Origin of the sequence: Caballeronia glathei (assembly GCF_000698595.1) — a bacterium.
Lineage (GTDB): Bacteria > Pseudomonadota > Gammaproteobacteria > Burkholderiales > Burkholderiaceae > Caballeronia > Caballeronia glathei.
This window is the reverse complement of the sequence record NZ_JFHC01000107.1, coordinates 1-17,081: the sequence shown is the minus strand read 5'-3', so window position 1 is coordinate 17,081 and position 17,081 is coordinate 1. Positions and strand designations below refer to the sequence as shown.

At 60.5% G+C, this 17,081-nt stretch carries 16 protein-coding genes and 2 pseudogenes; 13 read left to right on the top strand and 5 right to left on the bottom strand.

Translation table 11 applies throughout. The features are described from left to right. From BG61_RS44425 to BG61_RS35365, 4 genes and pseudogenes are all read left to right on the top strand, one after another. Positions 1-169, top strand: a pseudogene (locus tag BG61_RS44425) (integrase); the annotation flags it as partial. A gap of 442 nt (positions 170-611) precedes the next feature. Continuing rightward, positions 612-2,186, top strand: coding sequence for a class I adenylate-forming enzyme family protein (locus BG61_RS35375; protein ID WP_081868295.1), 1,575 nt, complete (start codon positions 612-614; stop codon positions 2,184-2,186). 71 nt (positions 2,187-2,257) lie between these two features. After that, the gene (locus BG61_RS35370; protein ID WP_035924779.1) at positions 2,258-3,610 is read left to right on the top strand and encodes an MATE family efflux transporter; all 1,353 of its coding nucleotides are present in this window, start codon (positions 2,258-2,260) and stop codon (positions 3,608-3,610) included. 870 nt (positions 3,611-4,480) lie between these two features. Continuing rightward, entirely contained in the window at positions 4,481-5,356 is an 876-nt protein-coding gene (locus tag BG61_RS35365; protein ID WP_081868294.1) for a tyrosine-type recombinase/integrase, read from the top strand. On the opposite strand, the gene BG61_RS35360 is transcribed toward BG61_RS35365, so the two are convergent. Genes BG61_RS35360 through BG61_RS35350 form a run of 3 tightly spaced genes read right to left on the bottom strand, consistent with a single transcriptional unit; the run spans position 5,311 to position 8,485 of the window. Further along, positions 5,311-6,309: a site-specific integrase gene (locus BG61_RS35360; protein ID WP_035924776.1), complete on the bottom strand. Its 999-nt coding sequence runs from the start codon at positions 6,307-6,309 to the stop codon at positions 5,311-5,313. The two genes, BG61_RS35365 and BG61_RS35360, sit on opposite strands and share 46 nt — an antisense overlap. Continuing rightward, on the bottom strand, positions 6,306-7,250 hold the full coding sequence (locus BG61_RS35355; RefSeq protein ID WP_035942803.1) for a tyrosine-type recombinase/integrase: 945 nt from the start codon (positions 7,248-7,250) through the stop codon (positions 6,306-6,308). The genes BG61_RS35360 and BG61_RS35355 overlap by 4 nt, the downstream gene beginning before the upstream one ends. Further along, on the bottom strand, positions 7,247-8,485 hold the full coding sequence (locus BG61_RS35350; RefSeq protein ID WP_035942802.1) for a site-specific integrase: 1,239 nt from the start codon (positions 8,483-8,485) through the stop codon (positions 7,247-7,249). Before BG61_RS35350 ends, BG61_RS35355 begins: the two co-directional genes overlap by 4 nt. 305 nt (positions 8,486-8,790) lie before the next feature. Between BG61_RS35350 and BG61_RS35345 the strand changes: the two genes are divergently transcribed. The 5 genes and pseudogenes from BG61_RS35345 to BG61_RS35330 all read left to right on the top strand — a co-directional run bounded on the left by BG61_RS35345 (position 8,791) and on the right by BG61_RS35330 (position 13,293). Continuing rightward, entirely contained in the window at positions 8,791-9,669 is an 879-nt protein-coding gene (locus BG61_RS35345; RefSeq protein WP_035924771.1) for a tyrosine-type recombinase/integrase, read from the top strand. A gap of 8 nt (positions 9,670-9,677) precedes the next feature. Next, positions 9,678-10,898, top strand: a complete 1,221-nt coding sequence (locus tag BG61_RS35340) for an IS91 family transposase (RefSeq protein ID WP_035924769.1) — start codon at positions 9,678-9,680, stop codon at positions 10,896-10,898. A 376-nt stretch (positions 10,899-11,274) separates the two neighbouring features. After that, a pseudogene (locus BG61_RS40840) lies at positions 11,275-11,442 on the top strand (tyrosine-type recombinase/integrase); the annotation flags it as partial. A 15-nt stretch (positions 11,443-11,457) separates the two neighbouring features. Continuing rightward, the gene (locus BG61_RS35335; protein WP_035924767.1) at positions 11,458-12,627 is read left to right on the top strand and encodes an IS91 family transposase; all 1,170 of its coding nucleotides are present in this window, start codon (positions 11,458-11,460) and stop codon (positions 12,625-12,627) included. 435 nt (positions 12,628-13,062) lie between these two features. Then, on the top strand, positions 13,063-13,293 hold the full coding sequence (locus BG61_RS35330) for a hypothetical protein (RefSeq protein ID WP_035942801.1): 231 nt from the start codon (positions 13,063-13,065) through the stop codon (positions 13,291-13,293). 170 nt (positions 13,294-13,463) lie between these two features. Here BG61_RS35330 and BG61_RS35325 read toward each other — a convergent pair whose 3' ends face one another. Further along, entirely contained in the window at positions 13,464-14,108 is a 645-nt protein-coding gene (locus BG61_RS35325; RefSeq protein ID WP_035924765.1) for a hypothetical protein, read from the bottom strand. Positions 14,109-14,536: 428 nt separating this feature from the next. On the opposite strand from BG61_RS35325, the gene BG61_RS35320 reads away from it, so the two are divergent. The 3 genes from BG61_RS35320 to BG61_RS35310 are packed head-to-tail and all read left to right on the top strand — an operon-like array spanning position 14,537 to position 15,417. Then, positions 14,537-14,794, top strand: coding sequence for an acyl carrier protein (locus BG61_RS35320; protein WP_035924763.1), 258 nt, complete (start codon positions 14,537-14,539; stop codon positions 14,792-14,794). Next, a complete protein-coding gene (locus BG61_RS43470) occupies positions 14,791-14,982 on the top strand; it encodes a hypothetical protein (protein ID WP_035924760.1) in 192 nt (63 codons plus the stop codon). The genes BG61_RS35320 and BG61_RS43470 overlap by 4 nt, the downstream gene beginning before the upstream one ends. Before the next feature lie 6 nt (positions 14,983-14,988). Beyond that, complete coding sequence (locus tag BG61_RS35310) at positions 14,989-15,417, top strand: hypothetical protein (protein WP_035924758.1); 429 nt, start codon at positions 14,989-14,991, stop codon at positions 15,415-15,417. Positions 15,418-15,462: 45 nt separating this feature from the next. Here BG61_RS35310 and BG61_RS35305 read toward each other — a convergent pair whose 3' ends face one another. Further along, the gene (locus tag BG61_RS35305) at positions 15,463-16,203 is read right to left on the bottom strand and encodes a class I SAM-dependent methyltransferase (RefSeq protein ID WP_035924756.1); all 741 of its coding nucleotides are present in this window, start codon (positions 16,201-16,203) and stop codon (positions 15,463-15,465) included. Positions 16,204-16,556: 353 nt separating this feature from the next. Between BG61_RS35305 and BG61_RS44420 the strand changes: the two genes are divergently transcribed. After that, positions 16,557-16,769, top strand: coding sequence for a GDCCVxC domain-containing (seleno)protein (locus BG61_RS44420; protein WP_075584298.1), 213 nt, complete (start codon positions 16,557-16,559; stop codon positions 16,767-16,769). Positions 16,770-17,081 lie beyond the last annotated feature (312 nt).

The window sequence follows — 17,081 nt, the reverse complement described above, 5'->3', positions numbered from 1 at the left end:
TGGCACTCGCACGATGCGCCGTACGAAAGCGTCGTTGATTTATCGACGAACAAAGAACCTGCGCGCGGTTCAGTTACTCCTGGGCCATACGAAGCTCGAGAGCACAGTCCGATACCTTGGTATCGAGGTAGATGACGCGCTCGAGATGGCCGAGCAAACCGAAGTCTGATAGCTGATGGCCGGTGAGCGGACGCTTGCCGGCCATGACGAGACCTTCGCCCGACGTGTGGCTCGGCCACTCAGGAGGCCGCTTCAGCCAGCAAACGGTCACTCGATCGCCGAGAGCTGGCGTTGCGTCGTCGGCCAAGTTGTCTCTTCCTAGCTTGCCGCGCTCACTCGACGCATTGCCTTCGCAAGGATTTCAGGCGAATCAAACACGTACAGTGCCACCGACGATATGCACCTTTCGCTTCGGTAAATACCAACGGTAGTCCGACATCGGCGCCTGGCAATCTGTTGGGGCTAACGATAGCCCCTATGGGGAATAGACCGCTCCTGTGAAGTGTTTCTCAACATATATCTGGAACAACCTGGCGGGTCGCGCGTCAAGATACGTCGCTGCGTCGTCATGTTCGCCCCGATTACCTGTCAGCTATAGGAGCGAACGTCCCATGTCCTCAGCCGTATATTCTTCCGGCGCGCCCACGCGCCAATCAGGTATCTATGCGCCGATCGATGCCTTGCACCGAAACGCGTTGGAGCGCCCCGACTTCATTGTCATGAGTCAAGGTGAAGATAACTGGACCTACGAACGCTTCGTGAACCATGTTCGGCGATTAGGTCGTGGCTTGGCGAAGCTCGGTGTAAAGCCGGGCGACCGCGTTGTATTGCACCTCGGAAATTCCACTGCGGCCGCGATTGCGTGCTACGCCACGATGATGATCGGGGCAATCGTGTTTCCGATGAACTGCCGCTACGCCCCCGGCGAAGTAAGGCGCCTGATCGAGCGTTTACGGCCTGCACTGTATCTCGGTCATGGGGACGTGTACGGTGGCTTGTCGGACGTCGATACGGCGCTGCTGCCGTTGGAGCGCCGATTCGTGGTCGATGGATTCGTGCCCGACAGCGGTGTGAAATCATGGAACGAACTCTTCGATGCCGAGTTGCAACCGTGGCCGAGTGACCAAGATCCCGACGCACCAATCATTCTCGTTAGCACTTCGGGCACCACGTCCGAGCCGAAGCTTGTCGTTCATACCCAGAATACGATCAGCCATTCAACCGCGGCAATCGTCGAGCTGATCGAGTCGACTGCCGGAGATGTGACCAGCGGCGTTGATCTGGCTTCAACCCCAATATTCCATTCGCCGGGCTGGTTGCAGTTGATGGTAGCAATGACGCTTACGCGCAAGTTCGTCTGGCCGAAGTGCCGTGAATTCGACGCAAATGCATTTCTGAACGCGATCGAGCGCCATCGCTGCACGATACTGGTTGCCACGCCGTTCGGTATTTCCGAATTGATCGCGAGCCAGCGTGCGACGCCGCGCGACGTCGGTTGCCTTTCAGTCTGCTACGTAGCCGGCGACGCATGCCGCGCCGAACTCTATGACGAATTCGAGCAGGTGTTTGGCAAAACCCTGAGAAACGTTCTTGGCATGTCCGAAGCGGCCGGCAACCTGAAAGGCGGCCTCACGAACAAGTCCATGCAGGTACGATTGCCTGGCACGGTACGCATTATCGATGAACACGGAAACGATACGAAATCCGGCGAAGTCGGCGAACTCCTTTACAGCGGCGATCACGTGTTCCGCGGCTATTGGAAATCTCCCGGTGTGATTGACGACGTTCGGCGAGACGGCTGGTTTTACACCGGCGACCTGGTGTACAAGGATGAGCAGGACGACATCTGGTTCGTCTCCCGCAAGAAAGAGATCATCGTTCGAGATGGTGAAAACATCGCACCGGTCGAGATCGAGCAGAGGCTGCTCGAACATCCGTTCGCTGCGGACGCGGCGGTGACCACCCTGCCGGACGCGAAGCTTGGCGAGCGCATCGTCGGTTTCATGAAACTGGAGGCGGACATCGGCGATCCAACGCCGGATGATGTGTTGCGCAGTCTCGCACCGGTACTTGCAGACTACAAGATCCCGGAGTTCTTGTTCTTTGTCGATCACATTCCGCGCACCGCATGGGGTAAGGCCGATCGCAGAAGACTGCGGGCGATGGCCACCGAGTTTATTAGATGAAAGATGCTCGACTTCTTGCGGGGTGGTTGCAACCAACCTCCTGGTTGCGGCGCCGGCCATCGGGAGCCGGGATGGCGCCGGGACTATTGGATGACCTCCGCCGCATTGCTGGCATTGCATGGCCGGTACTGATCGGGCAGCTAGCGCTTGTCGCATTCGAGACGATTGATACCGCGATGGTCGGCCGTTATTCGGTGGTGGACCTCGCAGCCGTCGGTCTTGGCGCATCGATCTATATTCCGCTTTACCTGGCACTCGCGGGCGTAATGGCCGGCCTGCAACCCATAGTCGGCCGGCTGGCGGGAAAACATCGTCATCAGGTCATTGGCGCTTACGTTCGGGAAGCGGCCTGGCTCGCCATGATATTGATCGTGATCGGCGGTGTGGTCCTTTATTTTCCGCAGCCGTTGCTGCGCATCGCCCACCCTTCCGAAGCGGTCATGCAGCGCTCGATTTTATATCTGCGCGTTCTCTCGTTCGGCCTGCCCGCCGGGCTATGTTTTGCGATCTATTCGTCGTTTTCGAACGCTATTTCGAGTTCTCGACCGCCAATGGCGATTCTGCTTACTGCGCTGATCGCGAAGCTGCCGTTGAACAAATGGTTGATTTATGGAGGCTTAGGCGTGCCCCCGCTCGGCGGACCCGGCGCCGCATTTGCCAGCACACTCGTTTTCTGGATGGCCGCGCTGATCTGCGTCACCTTGATCGCGCGCGACCGGCGCTACGGGCAGTATTCCGTCGCCCGGAATTTTTCGTGGCCGCATAAGCGCCGGCAGTATGCGTTGATCAAAATAGGCGTGCCGATCGGCGTGTCCAGTCTGATCGAGATCGCTTCGTACACTTCGATGACATTGTTCATCGCGCGCTTCGGCACGACGGTACTAGCCGCCCAGCAGATTGCCGTCAATCTCGGGGCTGTGCTTTACATGCTGCCGCTATCGCTCGGCATTGCCACGTCGACACTGGTGTCGCAACGGCTCGGAGCAGGGGCCTACGGGGCCGCCCGCGCAATTGCCCGACGCGGCGTCTGTTTTGCGGCAATTTGCGCGACGATCTGTTCGTGCGCCATCGTCATCGCGCGGCCGCTTGTCATATCGGCTTATACGGCCAATCCGCGAATCACCGCTGCGGCGATGCCCCTTCTCATGGTTGTCGGGTTTTATCATCTTGCCGACTCGGTCCAGGTGAGCGCCGCATTCGTGTTGCGCGCCTACGGGCGCACCATCGTGCCTGCGGTCGTCTATACGATCTCACTAGTCTGCATCGGGCTGTGCGGCGGCTATCTCGTGGGATTCGGAAAGGTGAGCGTCCCGCGGCTATCGCTCGATGGCCCATGTGGATTTTGGTGGGCAAACACGGCGAGCCTTGCGTGCGCGGGAATCAGCTTGCTCACGCACTGGCGCTCTGTCGTGCGAGGCGACTAGCGCAAACACAGCGGTCGTTGCGAGACCACAAAGAAGCTCGAGGGGCGACGCGCGTTCGCGCGCACTCGCCTGTAAAGGGCGGTCAACGAGGCCGGGGCGGTACTAGTCCGTTCTTGCGTGGCCGCTGGATTTGATCGAGCCGGCCTCGCTCAAAGTACCCGTACTGGCAATGCGCGGGGAACTGACTCGGGCAAACTTCGCCTTGGGTGACGAAGTGCTGCTCAGTTGCTTGCCTAAGGGGACCGAGCTAGCAGTGGTTCCAAATGCGCGCCACATGTGGTACCCGGTGAACCCCCGGGCAGGCGCGGATTCCATACTCGCGTTTATTGCCAAGCACTGACTCGCGGTAATCCGATTAACCCTTATCAGACCGTCGGCATAGGATGGTCAGCAACGGTCTTAGCGGCGAGGGGAGCAAGACCCGGTGTGCCGTCACGACCTTGGCATAATTGGCCGCTCCGTCCACGCAATCACTTGCCGGCCGGGACAAGGGCGTCTCGGCCTCAAGGCTGCCGTTGAGGTCTTGCGGAATCCAACGGCCGGAGTGGCACCGAACTTCGGCCGGGGCCATACTATTCGGGTGCAACACCATTCAGTATGCAAGCAATTCCGACAGAAAACTGTCGGCTGCCGCCGGCCATCTCCGGCCTTTGGCCCGTGCTCTCACGAGGGCATTCGAACGTCGCATTCATATCGGAAACGGCCATAGGCCTCGCATCAGTCCGGCCGTCGGCTTGGGGTCGGGGGGACTAAACCGCTCGCGCGGTATGGAGCTCCGGTTCAATGCTAGTAGTTCTGGAGAGAAAACCGACTCTGTTTTCATGTTGAAGGGCGAGGCAATCCGCCTCGTCGTTCAACGGGAGCAGAGTCATGACCCACACACCTCAGCCCATCAGTCCGCTGCGCCAGCGCATGACCGACGACATGCGCATGCGTCAGCTCGCACCGAAGACGCAGGCCGGTTATCTGCGCGTCGTACGCGAGTTCACCCGCTTTCTCGGACGCTCTCCTGACACCGCCACCGTCGAGGACCTGCGGCGCTACCAGTTGCATCTGGTCGACCACGGCGTGTCACCCGTGTCGCTCAATGCGGCGATCACCGGACTGAAGTTCTTCTTCGAGATCACGCTCCACGAGCCCGACCTGATGGCACGCATGCAACCCGTGCGTGTGCCTCGCGTCCTGCCGGTCGTGCTCAGCCCGGACGAAGTTGGTCGCCTGATTGCCGCCACCGGCAACCTGAAGCATCAGACCGCACTATCGGTCGCCTACGGCGCCGGCCTGCGCGCCAGTGAAGTGGTGGCGTTGAAGGTCGGCGACGTCGACGGCCAGCGCATGACCCTGCGCATTGAACAGGGCAAGGGCCGCAAGGATCGTTACGCCATGCTCTCGCCGGTGCTGCTTGAACGCCTGCGTGTGTGGTGGCGCGTGGCGCACGCGCAGGGCCGGATGCTGGAGGGCGGCTGGCTGTTTCCGGGCCTCGATCCGGTCGATCCGCTCAGCACGCGGCAGCTCAACCGCGCCATCCATGCCGCCGCCGAGGCCGCGAACATCAACAAGCATGTCTCGATGCACACGCTACGCCACTATCTGCCGTTCCTGACTATGTCGGGTGACACCAATGAGCTTCCACGACCCTCAGACGGGTGCGCGTTGTGGAGCAAATCAGCCTGTCCATCACCCGACATAGTTTCTCGACCCTACAGGCTGTTCAGAAAGCTCAGAAGCTGGTCTGTCGGCCGATAGCGTCCTGGCTTGGTGTATGGCGGAGATATCTTCGCGAGAGCTTGCTCCTTCATCGCAAGTGTCGCTTCGAGATAGATCTGCGTGGTTTCCACCGATTCATGTCCCAGCCACAACGCGATGACGGAACGATCGACCCCCGCTTGCAGCAGGTCCATAGCCATGGTGTGTCTCAATCGATGAACGGTGACCCGCTTCTGACTCAACGAGGGGCAAACTTTAGACGCCGTCTCGCGATGCTTGTTTAGCAGATACTGCACGCCATGGACAGTGAGGCGCTCCCCCCTCGCGTTTGGAAACAATACATCGCCATCACCGCGTGGCGGTTCTCGAAGCCAGACTTTTAATACGGCGAGCGTGGATTTGGCGATGGGCGTACAGCGCTCTTTGCGACCTTTGCCGATCACGCGCACGTGAGCGCCGAGACCAAGGATGAGATCCTCGCGTTTAAGCCCGGTCATCTCGGACAGGCGCAGCCCGGTCTGAACGGCGACCAACAGAAAGGCGTGGTCGCGCCGGCCCGACCAGGTGCGTCGATCAGGCGCGGCAAGCAAGGCGTCGACTTCGAGGCGCGTCAGGAAGTGGACCAGAGTGCGGGCAAAGCGCTTGCTGGGGATAGCAAGCACGCGCTGGATCTGTGCGGAATGTGTCGGCGCTTCGAGGGCCGCGTATCGAAAGAAAGAGTGAATTGCCGTGAGGCGCAGATTGCGACTGCGAACGCTTAATCCATGGTACTTCTCCAACTCATCCAGAAATGCGACGACCAAAGGCGCGTCGATCTCCTCGAGGTTTAGTCGTGAAGGTAGCTTATGCAAACGCAACTGCGCGAACTTCAGAAATTGACGGAAGGTATCGCGATAGGAACTGATCGTGTGAGGGCTCGCCTGACGCTGCTGCATCAGACGCTGCGTGAAGAATCGCTCCAGCAACGGAGCAAAGGTAGCGGCAGTGGTCATGGCCGGTTCTCCCAGCGCTGTTCGAGTCGTCGCATAGCCTCACGCATCAGTTCCGGTGATCCGGTTAAATACCACTGCGTGTCGGCGACATGCACGTGACCGAGGTAGGCCGACAGGATTGGCAGGCAACGCGCCGGATCCTGTTTAGACTGGTACCAGTGCACGAGTGTGTTAGTCGCAAATGCATGCCTCATATCGTGCAGGCGCGGTCCGTGATGGTCGGAAACACCACGCAGGCCAACCTGCCGTGACAGCGCATAGAAAGTCCGATGTACCTCTGCGCCATCCAGACGATTCCCCCGGTTGGAAACGAACAAATAGGAAGACACTGGCCGAGTGGCCCAATGACGATTACGTCGCACGATGTAGTCAGCAAGCACCTTGCGAGTCGAGTCATGTAAAGGCACGAGGCGGGACTTACCGAATTTGGCGCCGCGAATCGTCAACACCCCAGTGGTAAGGTCCACGTCCTGAAGCTCCAGATTGCGTGCTTCCCCGAGGCGCATGCCCGACACACTCAGCAACCCGAGCAAGCAATAGAACGTCCAGGGCCGCAACGCACTGCGCTCATAGCGGCATGGCATTTGAAGCGCTGCCCGCAGTAAATTGCGAATCTCATCGTCCGAATACAGGTACGGTCGAGCCCGTTTCGGTTGAAACGGCAGCAGGGCTTGCGCCGGAATCTGTGTACGCGAATCAGTGGCGCTGCGATGACGTGCAAACTCGCGTACGAAGCTGAGTCGTCTCGCCCAATGTGCGGGTTGAACATCGAATGGCTGTTGCGCCCAGGCGAGAGCCAATGTCTGGGTGATGTAGGGGGCCCGGTGTTGCTCCATGAAGGTAACAAAATCGGGCAACGCCTTGCCTGCATCGTGCAACTTGAATCCCAAACTGCGCCGTAGGTTAAGGTACTCCTCAACTGCCTGTCGAAGCGTGTTCATCTCACACCTCCAGGCCACGGTACAGCGAGCGTACGCAATGCCAGGATGTCGACCTTGGTATAGATCTTCGTAGTCTCCGGATTGCGATGACCTAACAACTCCCCGATCTCGCCGAGCGATGCACCGTGGCGCAACATCTCGGTGGCCAATCCGTGGCGAAACTGATGTGCCCCGCAGCTCGGAGCATTGATACCGGCACGTTTGAGAGAATGGCGAACGATGGATCCCACGCCGCCGGGCCCACGAAAACCCGTAACGGGGGCTTTGGCGCGCAGGAATATCCTGCGACTGGCACTCTGCGGCCGCCCATGCCGCAAATATGAGGTGATCGCTCTGCCGACCTCTGCTGATAAAGGCAGTTCATAGCGCTGGCTATTATTGCCGCGTACGGTCAAACGACCCGTGTTCCAGTCAATGTCATCGAGCTCGAGAAATGCCACTTCACTCGAGCGCAAACCCAGCCTCGCGAGCAAAAGCAGGACGGCGTAGTCGCGACGTCCCATCGCCGTGTGTCGGTCGATACTGCTGAGTAGCTGCCGCACCTGATTCGCCGCGATTGCGCGGGGGATTGCGGTCATGGACCAGTTTGCTACAACTGGCACTGTGGCCGCCAGATTCAACATAATATCGCCGCGATAACGCACATAACGTAGAAAAGAGCGCAGCGCAGTCGTCAGAAGCTTCGCAGACTTCGGATGCAGGCTTGGCGCACGATGCTGCACAAATCTCACGACATCGCTCGCACGCAATCGCGCGAGTGTGACTCGCCTATCGCCAAAACAGTCCTTGAGGAAATCGCGGACGACCGGCATATAGTTGATGATAGTTGCTCGTGCCAACGCACGTGCTTCTCGCAAGTACTGTTCGTATTCTTGTGCGCAGCGCTCGGCCGAAGTCAGTCGATATACCGGTGGCTCTTCGGCTGGAATCACCTCCCCGCGGCGCAGGAAGTCAATCAGGTGTTTGAGCGCGGCGAGATCTCCCCGGCAAGGTCGCACATGTCGCGCGCGATATCGCAAATAACCGACCGCGTGATCGGCGCCGACGCACCGTACGTCGACGCTATTCTGCTTAAGCCATCGGCTAAAACATACGGCGATCCGGACCTGCCGCTTCAGCGACTGCAGGCTGTACCCTTGCGCACTTAGCGATTGCGCAAACGACACGATATGGGCCGCGAGCGGCCCCTCAAGTGGCTGCGAAAGCACAACCTGGTCATTGATAGTGCACTTCACGATGAGCTCCTTCCCGACACGCGGGCGCTGGTGGAAGGAGTCAAGACTATCTCTGGCTGAATTCTCCAACTGGCCTTGAAATCCCGGCTATCTCTGGAATACCCGACATAGTGCGGAACGGCACATAGTGTCTCCTGTACTAAACCGCTGACGCGGTATTGGGAGGTGGGCACAAATCTAGGGCTGACGTTTCATGAGGAGGGTCGTCTGGCGCTGAAACCCAGCGAAGTGGTGAGCGGTATCGCGAGGAGCAGTATGTGAACGCCCGGTTGGGCATTCCACCCACTGCTTCCAGGAGGCTCGCCATGACGCCACTGCGCCAACGCATGCTGCATGACATGCAGATCCGCAACCTTGCGGATAACACCCAGAAGTCCTATCTGATTCAGGTATCCAGTTTCGCCCGACACTTCCGCCGCTCGCCCGAACTGCTAGGTCCCGAGGAGATCCGCGTCTGGCTCGTCTACCTCCGCGAAGAACGCAAGCTGGCAGCCGCCAGTCTCGGCGCAACGATCGGCGCACTGCGTTTCCTCTACCGTGTGACGCTCAAACGTGACTGGAGCGACGAGGATTTCCCGCTACCGAAGAAGCCGTTCAGACTACCGGTCGTCCTGAGCCTCGAGGAGATCACCACCTTCTTCGACTCCATTCCCAGCCTGAAGCACCGGGCCATTCTGATGGTTGCCTACGCAGCCGGGCTCCGAGTGTCGGAAGTCGTCCACCTGAAGGTCACCGACATCGACAGCAAGCGCATGGTCATTCGTGTGAACCAGGGCAAGAATCGCAAGGACCGGTACGTGATGCTCTCGCCGCGGCTGCTCGAGATCCTGCGAACCTACTGGCACGACGCCCACCCGCGCGAGTGGCTGTTTCCAGGCAACATTCCCGGACAACCCATCAGCCGCGATGCCGTCGGCCAGGCATGCCAGCTTGCACGTAAGCGCAGCGGGATCCAGAAGCCAGTAACACCGCATTCCTTGCGGCACGCGTTCGCCACGCATCTGCTCGAAGCCGGTACCGACGTGCGCAGGATCCAGCTGCTCATGGGCCATAGGTCCCTGTCCACAACTTCGCGTTACCTTAAAGTGGCCACGAGCACTGTGTGCGCCACCACCAGTCCCTTCGACCTTCTTCCGCGCCCTGAATCCATTCCGTCTGCACCCACTGCGCCCGAGTACTTCTGAACCTGGCGATGAGACCCGCGCTCGAAGTGGCGGACATCTTTCGCCGCTGCGGCCCGCACTACCGGCAGACCCATGCCGACGCTCTCGGTCGTGCCCAGCGGCGCGCGATGAGCGCGATCGAACTGTGCCGTACCGCCGCACTCGGTGGACATGTTGAGCAATGCGATACATGTGGTCATGAGCGCATCACCTACAACTCGTGCCGGCATCGCGCGTGCCCGAAGTGCCAGTCACTCGCCCGTGCGCAATGGCTCGAACGCCGGCGCGTCGAACTGCTTCCCGAGGTGGAGTACTTTCATGTGGTCTTCACGCTGCCAGAACCCGTTGCGGCACTCGCGTACCAGAACAAACGCGTGCTCTACGACATGCTGTTCCGCACCAGCGCCGAAACGCTGCGCACGATCGCCGCCGATCCGAAACATCTCGGCGCGGAAATCGGCTTCCTCTCGGTCCTGCACACGTGGGGGCAGAATCTGCTGCACCACCCGCACGTGCATTGCGTCGTACCAGGCGGCGGCATTGCCCCGGATGGCGAGCGCTGGATCGCCTGCCGGCCTGGCTTCTTCCTGTCGGTACGCGTGCTCTCGCGCCTGTTTCGCCGCCTGTTCCTCGAGCAGTTGCGTCGCGCATTCGACGCCGGCGGGCTGCGCTTCCATGGCCAGTTCGAGCCGCTGCGTGATGCCCGGGCGTTCGCCGCGTGGCTCGCGCCCGCCGCCCTGGCGGAGTGGGTCGTCTACGCGAAACCACCGTTTGGCGGCGCCCAACAGGTGCTCGACTACCTGGGCCGCTACACGCATCGCGTCGCCATCTCGAATAACCGCCTGCTGCGCTTTGACGGCGATTCGGTGCTGTTCCGGTGGAAGGACTACCGGCACGAAGCCCGCCACAGGACCATGACCCTGAAGGTCGACGAGTTCATCCGCCGCTTCCTACTGCACGTGCTGCCCGGCGGCTTCAAGCGCATCCGCAGCTACGGGTGGCTCGCCAACTGTCACCGGGCAGCGCAACTCGCCACCTGCCGGCGGCTGCTCGGCGTCGAGCCGCCCGTCGCTGCATTACCTGCTCCCGGCGAGGACTACCGTGACCGCTACCAGCGGCTCACCGGCAGGTCACTGCGCGATTGCCCCGTGTGCGGCAAGGGTCATATGGTTCGCATCGAGGGCGCGCTGCCTGACGACAGGCCTGGCATCCTGCCGCGGCCTCCGCCCGACCCTAGCCATGTTCACTGACCGGCATCACCGCTACCCCGAGCACGTTGGTCTTCCCCCATGCGGCCAACGCGAACCCACTCGTGCCCTAGCGTTGTCGCTCCACCACAATGCCGCAGAAACCCTGCACTACCTCCCCCTTGACCCTCGCATTCTCACTGTGTTCGCGCCACCGGCTCCTTCAGACCGCTCTTCCGGCCTGCGACGGCCACGCGCCGGCTATCGCAAATCACCGCCATTCATTCAATGCCCATAGACGCGAACGCCTGCGGAGCGGTTTAGCACAAACGTTTTTTTGATTACCGACCGCGGGCTGGCTCCGACCGGCCTGCTCACGCGTCCGTGGCCGCGATCGCCAATCAAAAAAACCTCTGCACTATGTCCCCGGCGACATAGACGCCACAGCTTTGCGACCCACCTGCTGGAGCAGAAGGTCGACATCCGCGTGATCCAGGTTCTGCTGGGGCACAAGAAGCTGGAAACGACAGCACTCTATGCGCAGGTCGCCACCGACCTGCTGCGCGAGGTGATCAGTCCGTTGGAGAAACTGCAGAACAACGGCTGACCGCGGCGCACGGCCGTGCCCGAAGTCGCGGACGTGTTCCGCGCGCATGGGCCCGTGTGGCGACAGACCGCACAGCTGAGTCTGGGACAGCTGAAGGTCATGTCGGCGATCGAACAGTGCCGCAGCGCGGCGCTGGGTGGTCACGTGTTGCGCTGTTCCGGCTGCGAACAGATCGAGATTGCCTACAACTCCTGCCGTAACCGCCATTGCCCGAAGTGCCAGGCGAGCGCCGCGCACCGTTGGCTCGAAGCACGTCAGGCCGATCTGCTACCGGTCGAGTACTACCATGTCGTCTTTACATTGCCCGCCGCGATCAGCGCGATCGCCTGGTACAACAAGGCGGTGCTCTACGGCCTGTTGTTCGACGTTGCCGCCGAAACCTTGCGCACTATCGCCGCCGACCCAAAGCATCTGGGCGCGCAGATCGGCGCGACACTCGTGCTGCACACGTGGGGCTCGGCGCTCACGCACCATCCTCACGTACACAGCATCGTTCCCGGCGGAGGCCTCTCGCCAGACGGTGAGCGGTGGGTCGCCTGCCGGGCCGGCTTCTTCCTGCCGGTACGTGTGCTGTCGCGGCTGTTCCGGCGGCGCTTCCTGGAAGAGCTCACCCATGCACATCGCCGGGGCCAGTTGCGTTTCTTTGGTGAGTACGCCGGGCTTGCCGATCCCACTGCCTTCGCACAGTGGCTCGCGCCGCTGCGTACGTGCGAATGGGTCGTATATGCGAAGCGCCCGTTCGCGGGACCGAAAGCGGTGCTTGCGTATCTGTCGCGCTACACGCATCGCGTGGCCATCTCCAATCAGCGGCTCATAGCACTCGACGAACGCGGCGTGACCTTCCGATGGAAGGACTATCGGGCCAGCGGCCGCACACGCCAGAAGACGATGACGCTTGAGCCACAGGAATTCATGCGGCGCTTCCTGCTGCATGTACTGCCTGTCGGCTTCCATCGGATTCGCCACTATGGTCTGCTGGCCAATCCCGTGCGTCGGCAGAATCTGGCTGCGATACGGGCGCTGCTAGACGTGCCAGCTTCCATCATTGCGAGCGAAGGTCCGTCACCGGGCACTCCCGCCCCGAAGTTCGTCTGTCGGCATTGCGGCGCGCCGATGATCATCGTCGACATCCTCCTGCGCAGCCACCCAATTCGCGCTCCGCCCACTTGCCGACGCAACGTATGAAGACGAATCACTCTGGCTGTCCAGACCGACTGTCGGCTCTTCGGCAACGAGCGCCAGGAGAAGACGCTTGTGCCTGTCGTTACCAGCAGACCTTGCCGCGCTCGCGACACCTCTACAGACGTGCAGCATGGATGCTGCAGAATACTTACGTGATCACCAAACCCTCGCTTCGACCGAAGATTGTGAGTCTCCGCAGTTCATGAGAGCACTTCAATCCCCATAGCTGCACAAGATTCCTGCCGTCCTGGTCCACTCCCCGGTTTCCTCCCTCGAGCGTTGTCCAACGCCTGCCCGCATGCGTCGTCATGTGCTCACGCGGCGGCAGACATGGGCAGGCGTCGAACAACGCTTAACAGGAGCGGACGTTGCGGTCACGCGGGGTTGAATGTCTCCTCAGGGTCGGGTACGGCCGACCGCGTGAGGGAGCACCCGACCATGAAGCGCCATTCGACCACACCAGCCGCTCAGACACTCGGGTGTCGGCTGCCCCCAAGAAACGGCCATTTCCAGTTCCTGCACGGCGACCATGTCGTAGGCGCCGTCGATCCAGATCACGTGCACCATAAGGTGACGCTGCTTTGTGCGGAGGCTGGCGTGGATAAGGCTGCCGCGGCCGTGGTCACCAGCGCGGTTAACGCTTTCGTCCTTGTCATTATGCGAGATTGAGTACCCGTATCCTTCGCGGAGGCACGGAAACGAGCCGTGTCGCGAAGGGCGGGTTTTTTAGCACGAATGCGCGGCGTCCAGCGCAGCGACGAAGCGTTGATGTAAAGAACGCCAATAGCAAGCGATTCTCGCGACGAACCCCACGCTGCAATTCGCCGCGATACGGGGCCTTACTTCCCGCTTACCAGATTCTTCGTCTGCAGGGTGATCGCCGACAAGCCTTTCTCTACGATCTCGCGCCAGTCGCTCGAAACCACGACCTGCTTGGATTCGCTCACGCGGGTCTTGACGGTCTGAGCGCCATGCAGACCGCCGACATCGCCGGACAGTTGCACTTCAGACTTCTGATTGGTCGTCACGGACCAGAAGCCGGGCTGGAACCATGCCCAGAAATCGATGATCTGCGCGTTCACCGGAGTGGCGGCGACGAAGTTGGGATCGCCCGGCTTCACGACGACATAACCTGCCTCCTGAAAGCCCGTCGCCAACGCGCCTTCCACCAGACCCGAGACCGTCTTGCCTTCCGGAAGGACGACATCGCCCAGTGCCTTGCCGAATCCGCCGCGCTTGCGGCCGATCGCGCGAGCCTTCGATACATCGCTGTTATCTTCGCTCGGATCCAGCGAAGCCATGTCGGCGCTGGGGGGCGAAACGGTGAAGGTACGCTTGTCCTTCACCGAATCGATGCGCACGTATTTGCCCGTTGCCGGATTCGTACCTTGAGGCGCCGAGACATCGACCGTTCCGCGGCCCACCGCGCAGCCGGCGAAGATCGACACGGCAATTCCATAGAGGGCAATTCGACCCAACAACATAGTTATTTTCCCGAGTTGATTGATTGTTTGTTTTTTGCGCCCATGCCGGGATCAAGGCGTTGGCAGAACGGCGGCGCATCTTATGATGACGGCAAGCACGCCGCAAACTTGAGTCATTCGAGTTGTCGTCGTGACGCAAACCTCAGTCGCGCTCACTGTCGCGACAATGAGACGAACTCGAAAGCATCGTGACATTTCTACTGTAACGAGCCGTGATGACCGGTAGAATCCTGCCGATCAAAAATAGACCAATGGCCGTCTCGTCGATCTGGAGCGTGAACCTCTAAATTGTTTGCGCGTCCCGCCGTTATCCTGTTCGAAAGCAAACCGATCATTTGGATAAGCACCGGGTGGCAGCGCCGCCGGACGAAACGCATCTCATCGCGCGAACCGACGCATGTGGCAGACGGCACCACAAAAGAAGGGGAATGACCGTGACCGGGAACGAGATCCTTGAGCGCATCCGCGCCATCTTCGAAGAGAACTTCGCAATCGCGCCGGAGCGTGTGACGCTCGAGACGCATTTGTTCAATGAACTCGATCTGGACAGCATCGACGCTGTCGATCTCGCCATCAAGCTGCAGGAAATGACGGGCCGGCGCATCAAGCCCGAAGAATTCAGGTCGGTGCGCACGGTCGCGGACGTGGTGGTCGCCGTCGAGTCGCTGCTCGCCGAGCAGGAATGATGCACTCGCAGACCGCGCGTGCTCCCAAAGCGCATGATGCCGGTGTAAGGGCGCGGGACAGGACGGGCTTTGCGCTGAACGTCGCGCTCAAGCTCGCGTATCCGGCCGTCATTCTCGGCGCCTGGCTCTGGCATGCGCCGCGTTACGCCGGCTGCGTGCTGCTCGCATCGATTAACAATCAAGAGTGACCGAGAATGAAAAACAGATTCGTGATGTTGGGGATGGTCGCCGGTATCGTGATGTCGCAAGCGGCGTGCACCACGCAAATCCGCTCGCTGCCGATGCCCGCCGACGTGCAGACGCAAAACAAGCAGGGCGTCCCGCTGTATTTCGGAGACGAGTCGCATCCGGACGTGAGGAAACTCATCGAGACCAAGGAAGTGCGCGCACGCGTCGCGCGCGAGATGACCGGTCAGGACGCGACGTGCAATATCGCGCTTGGCAAGGCGCTTCAACAACTGCGCGACTATGCGGCCGCGCAGCACGGCAATGCCGTCGTCAACGTGACGACGCGCTTCCAGCGCACGGAAACGTCGTCGTCGAAGGAGTACACCTGCGGTTCGAGCAATAACGGTTCGACGCTCGCCGTGCGCGGCGATGTCGTCCTGCTCGACGCGCAATAAAGATGGGGCGCTGCGCGTGGTCAGATGCGCGCCGCGCATTCGCGCTCAGTCTGTCTTGACCGCCGCGACGTTGACGAGCGTTTCGCGCCGCTTGCCCGGCTTCGGTGTGTAAATGCCGATGCGCTCCAGCAGTCCGAAATCCTTCGCGCGGCTCCACCACAGGTAGGGCAGCGACACGTTATGGTTTGCGAAGCTGAAGCCGCCGTGGCGGATCATGTCGAGATAGCCGTCCGCGCTTTTTTGCACGTGCATCGGATGGCGAAACAGCAGGCGGATGACCCACGACTTGATATACGCGTCCGTCGATTCCGCGAACAGCAGCACACCGCCCGGCTTGAGTACGCGGCGGAATTCGGCGAGCGCGCGTTCCTGCTCGACGAGATGATGGAAGGTCTGGTGACAGAAGACGATATCCGCGCTGGCATCGCCGAGCGGCAAATTGGCACAATCGCCGTGCAGCACTTCGATGCGCGTCGCGGCTGTGTCAGGATCGCTCTCGCAGGCATGCGCGGCCTGCGTGGCGAGTGCGATCGACGGCTCGTGAAAATCGATACCGACGATCCGTCGCGGCGCGAATGCTTTCGCCAGCAGCCTGAACGAAATGCCCTGGCCGCAGCCGACATCGACGATGGTCGGACGAACGGGCAGCGGTCCGTCGATCAGGCCTTTGAGGTCGTTGATGGCGACGCGCAACACGTGGTGTTCCCACGTATGCGTGCGCAGGAACCAGACGCCGAACGCCGTTTCAGAAACGAACGGCACGCTGGATGATTCGGTGTTTTGCACAATTGAATCCGGTAACGAAATATTGATTGAATCTTTGATACGTGGGTGGCTCGATTGTAATCGCGGATGCGTGGTGCTTGCGTCGTATTTGGCCTACGGCTCATGTCGCCTTCGTGAGTATTAGCAACGAATCAGGAATGTTCGATGAATGCCTCCCGGTCATTCGGGTGCGGCTGCCGCCGCGCTGCTGCGAAAGTCGGTCCGGCATTCCCGCCGATGCACGATCTCAACGAGATCACGGTTGCAACCGAACGCGCGCAGGTTGTGCTTGACCCTGCAAAGGCTTCAGTGAACGCGTTGACGGAGGCTACAGCCGATGCTGGATATCCGTCCCACGTAAAGGAGGTGCAGTGATGGCTGCAGTCATTTTGAACTCGACGATCACGTGCCCCGTCTGCGGGCATATGAAGGAAGAGGCAATGCCAACTGATGCTTGCGTTTGGCTCTATGAATGCGAGCATTGCAAAACGTTGCTTCGGCCGAAACCCGGAGATTGCTGCGTGTACTGCTCGTATGGCACCAACAAGTGTCCGCCGAAGCAACAGTCTGGCCGTTGCTGCGTCTGAACAGGCAGTAGGCAAGCGACGCCAAGGCAGCCCATGCGGCAATCCTTCGAGATGGCCGTGTTCATGCCCTTCGCGACGGTTATCGGTGCTGCTGTATCCGTGACTGTGCGCCATCACATGCGGCATCAACTGAACGACGATTCAGCCAGCCAGCCCGTTGCCTAGCCCAAGTGAGAAGATTTCGCTTTCGGTTGGGTGGTTTCCATCGAGGTCAGCCCGTGAATGATTCCGCATTCCTCCACCGGCTTCTCGCCTGCGCACCTCTCGCGCAGTGAGGTCAACTGTTCGCGAAGCTGGAGCAGTTCGTCGATT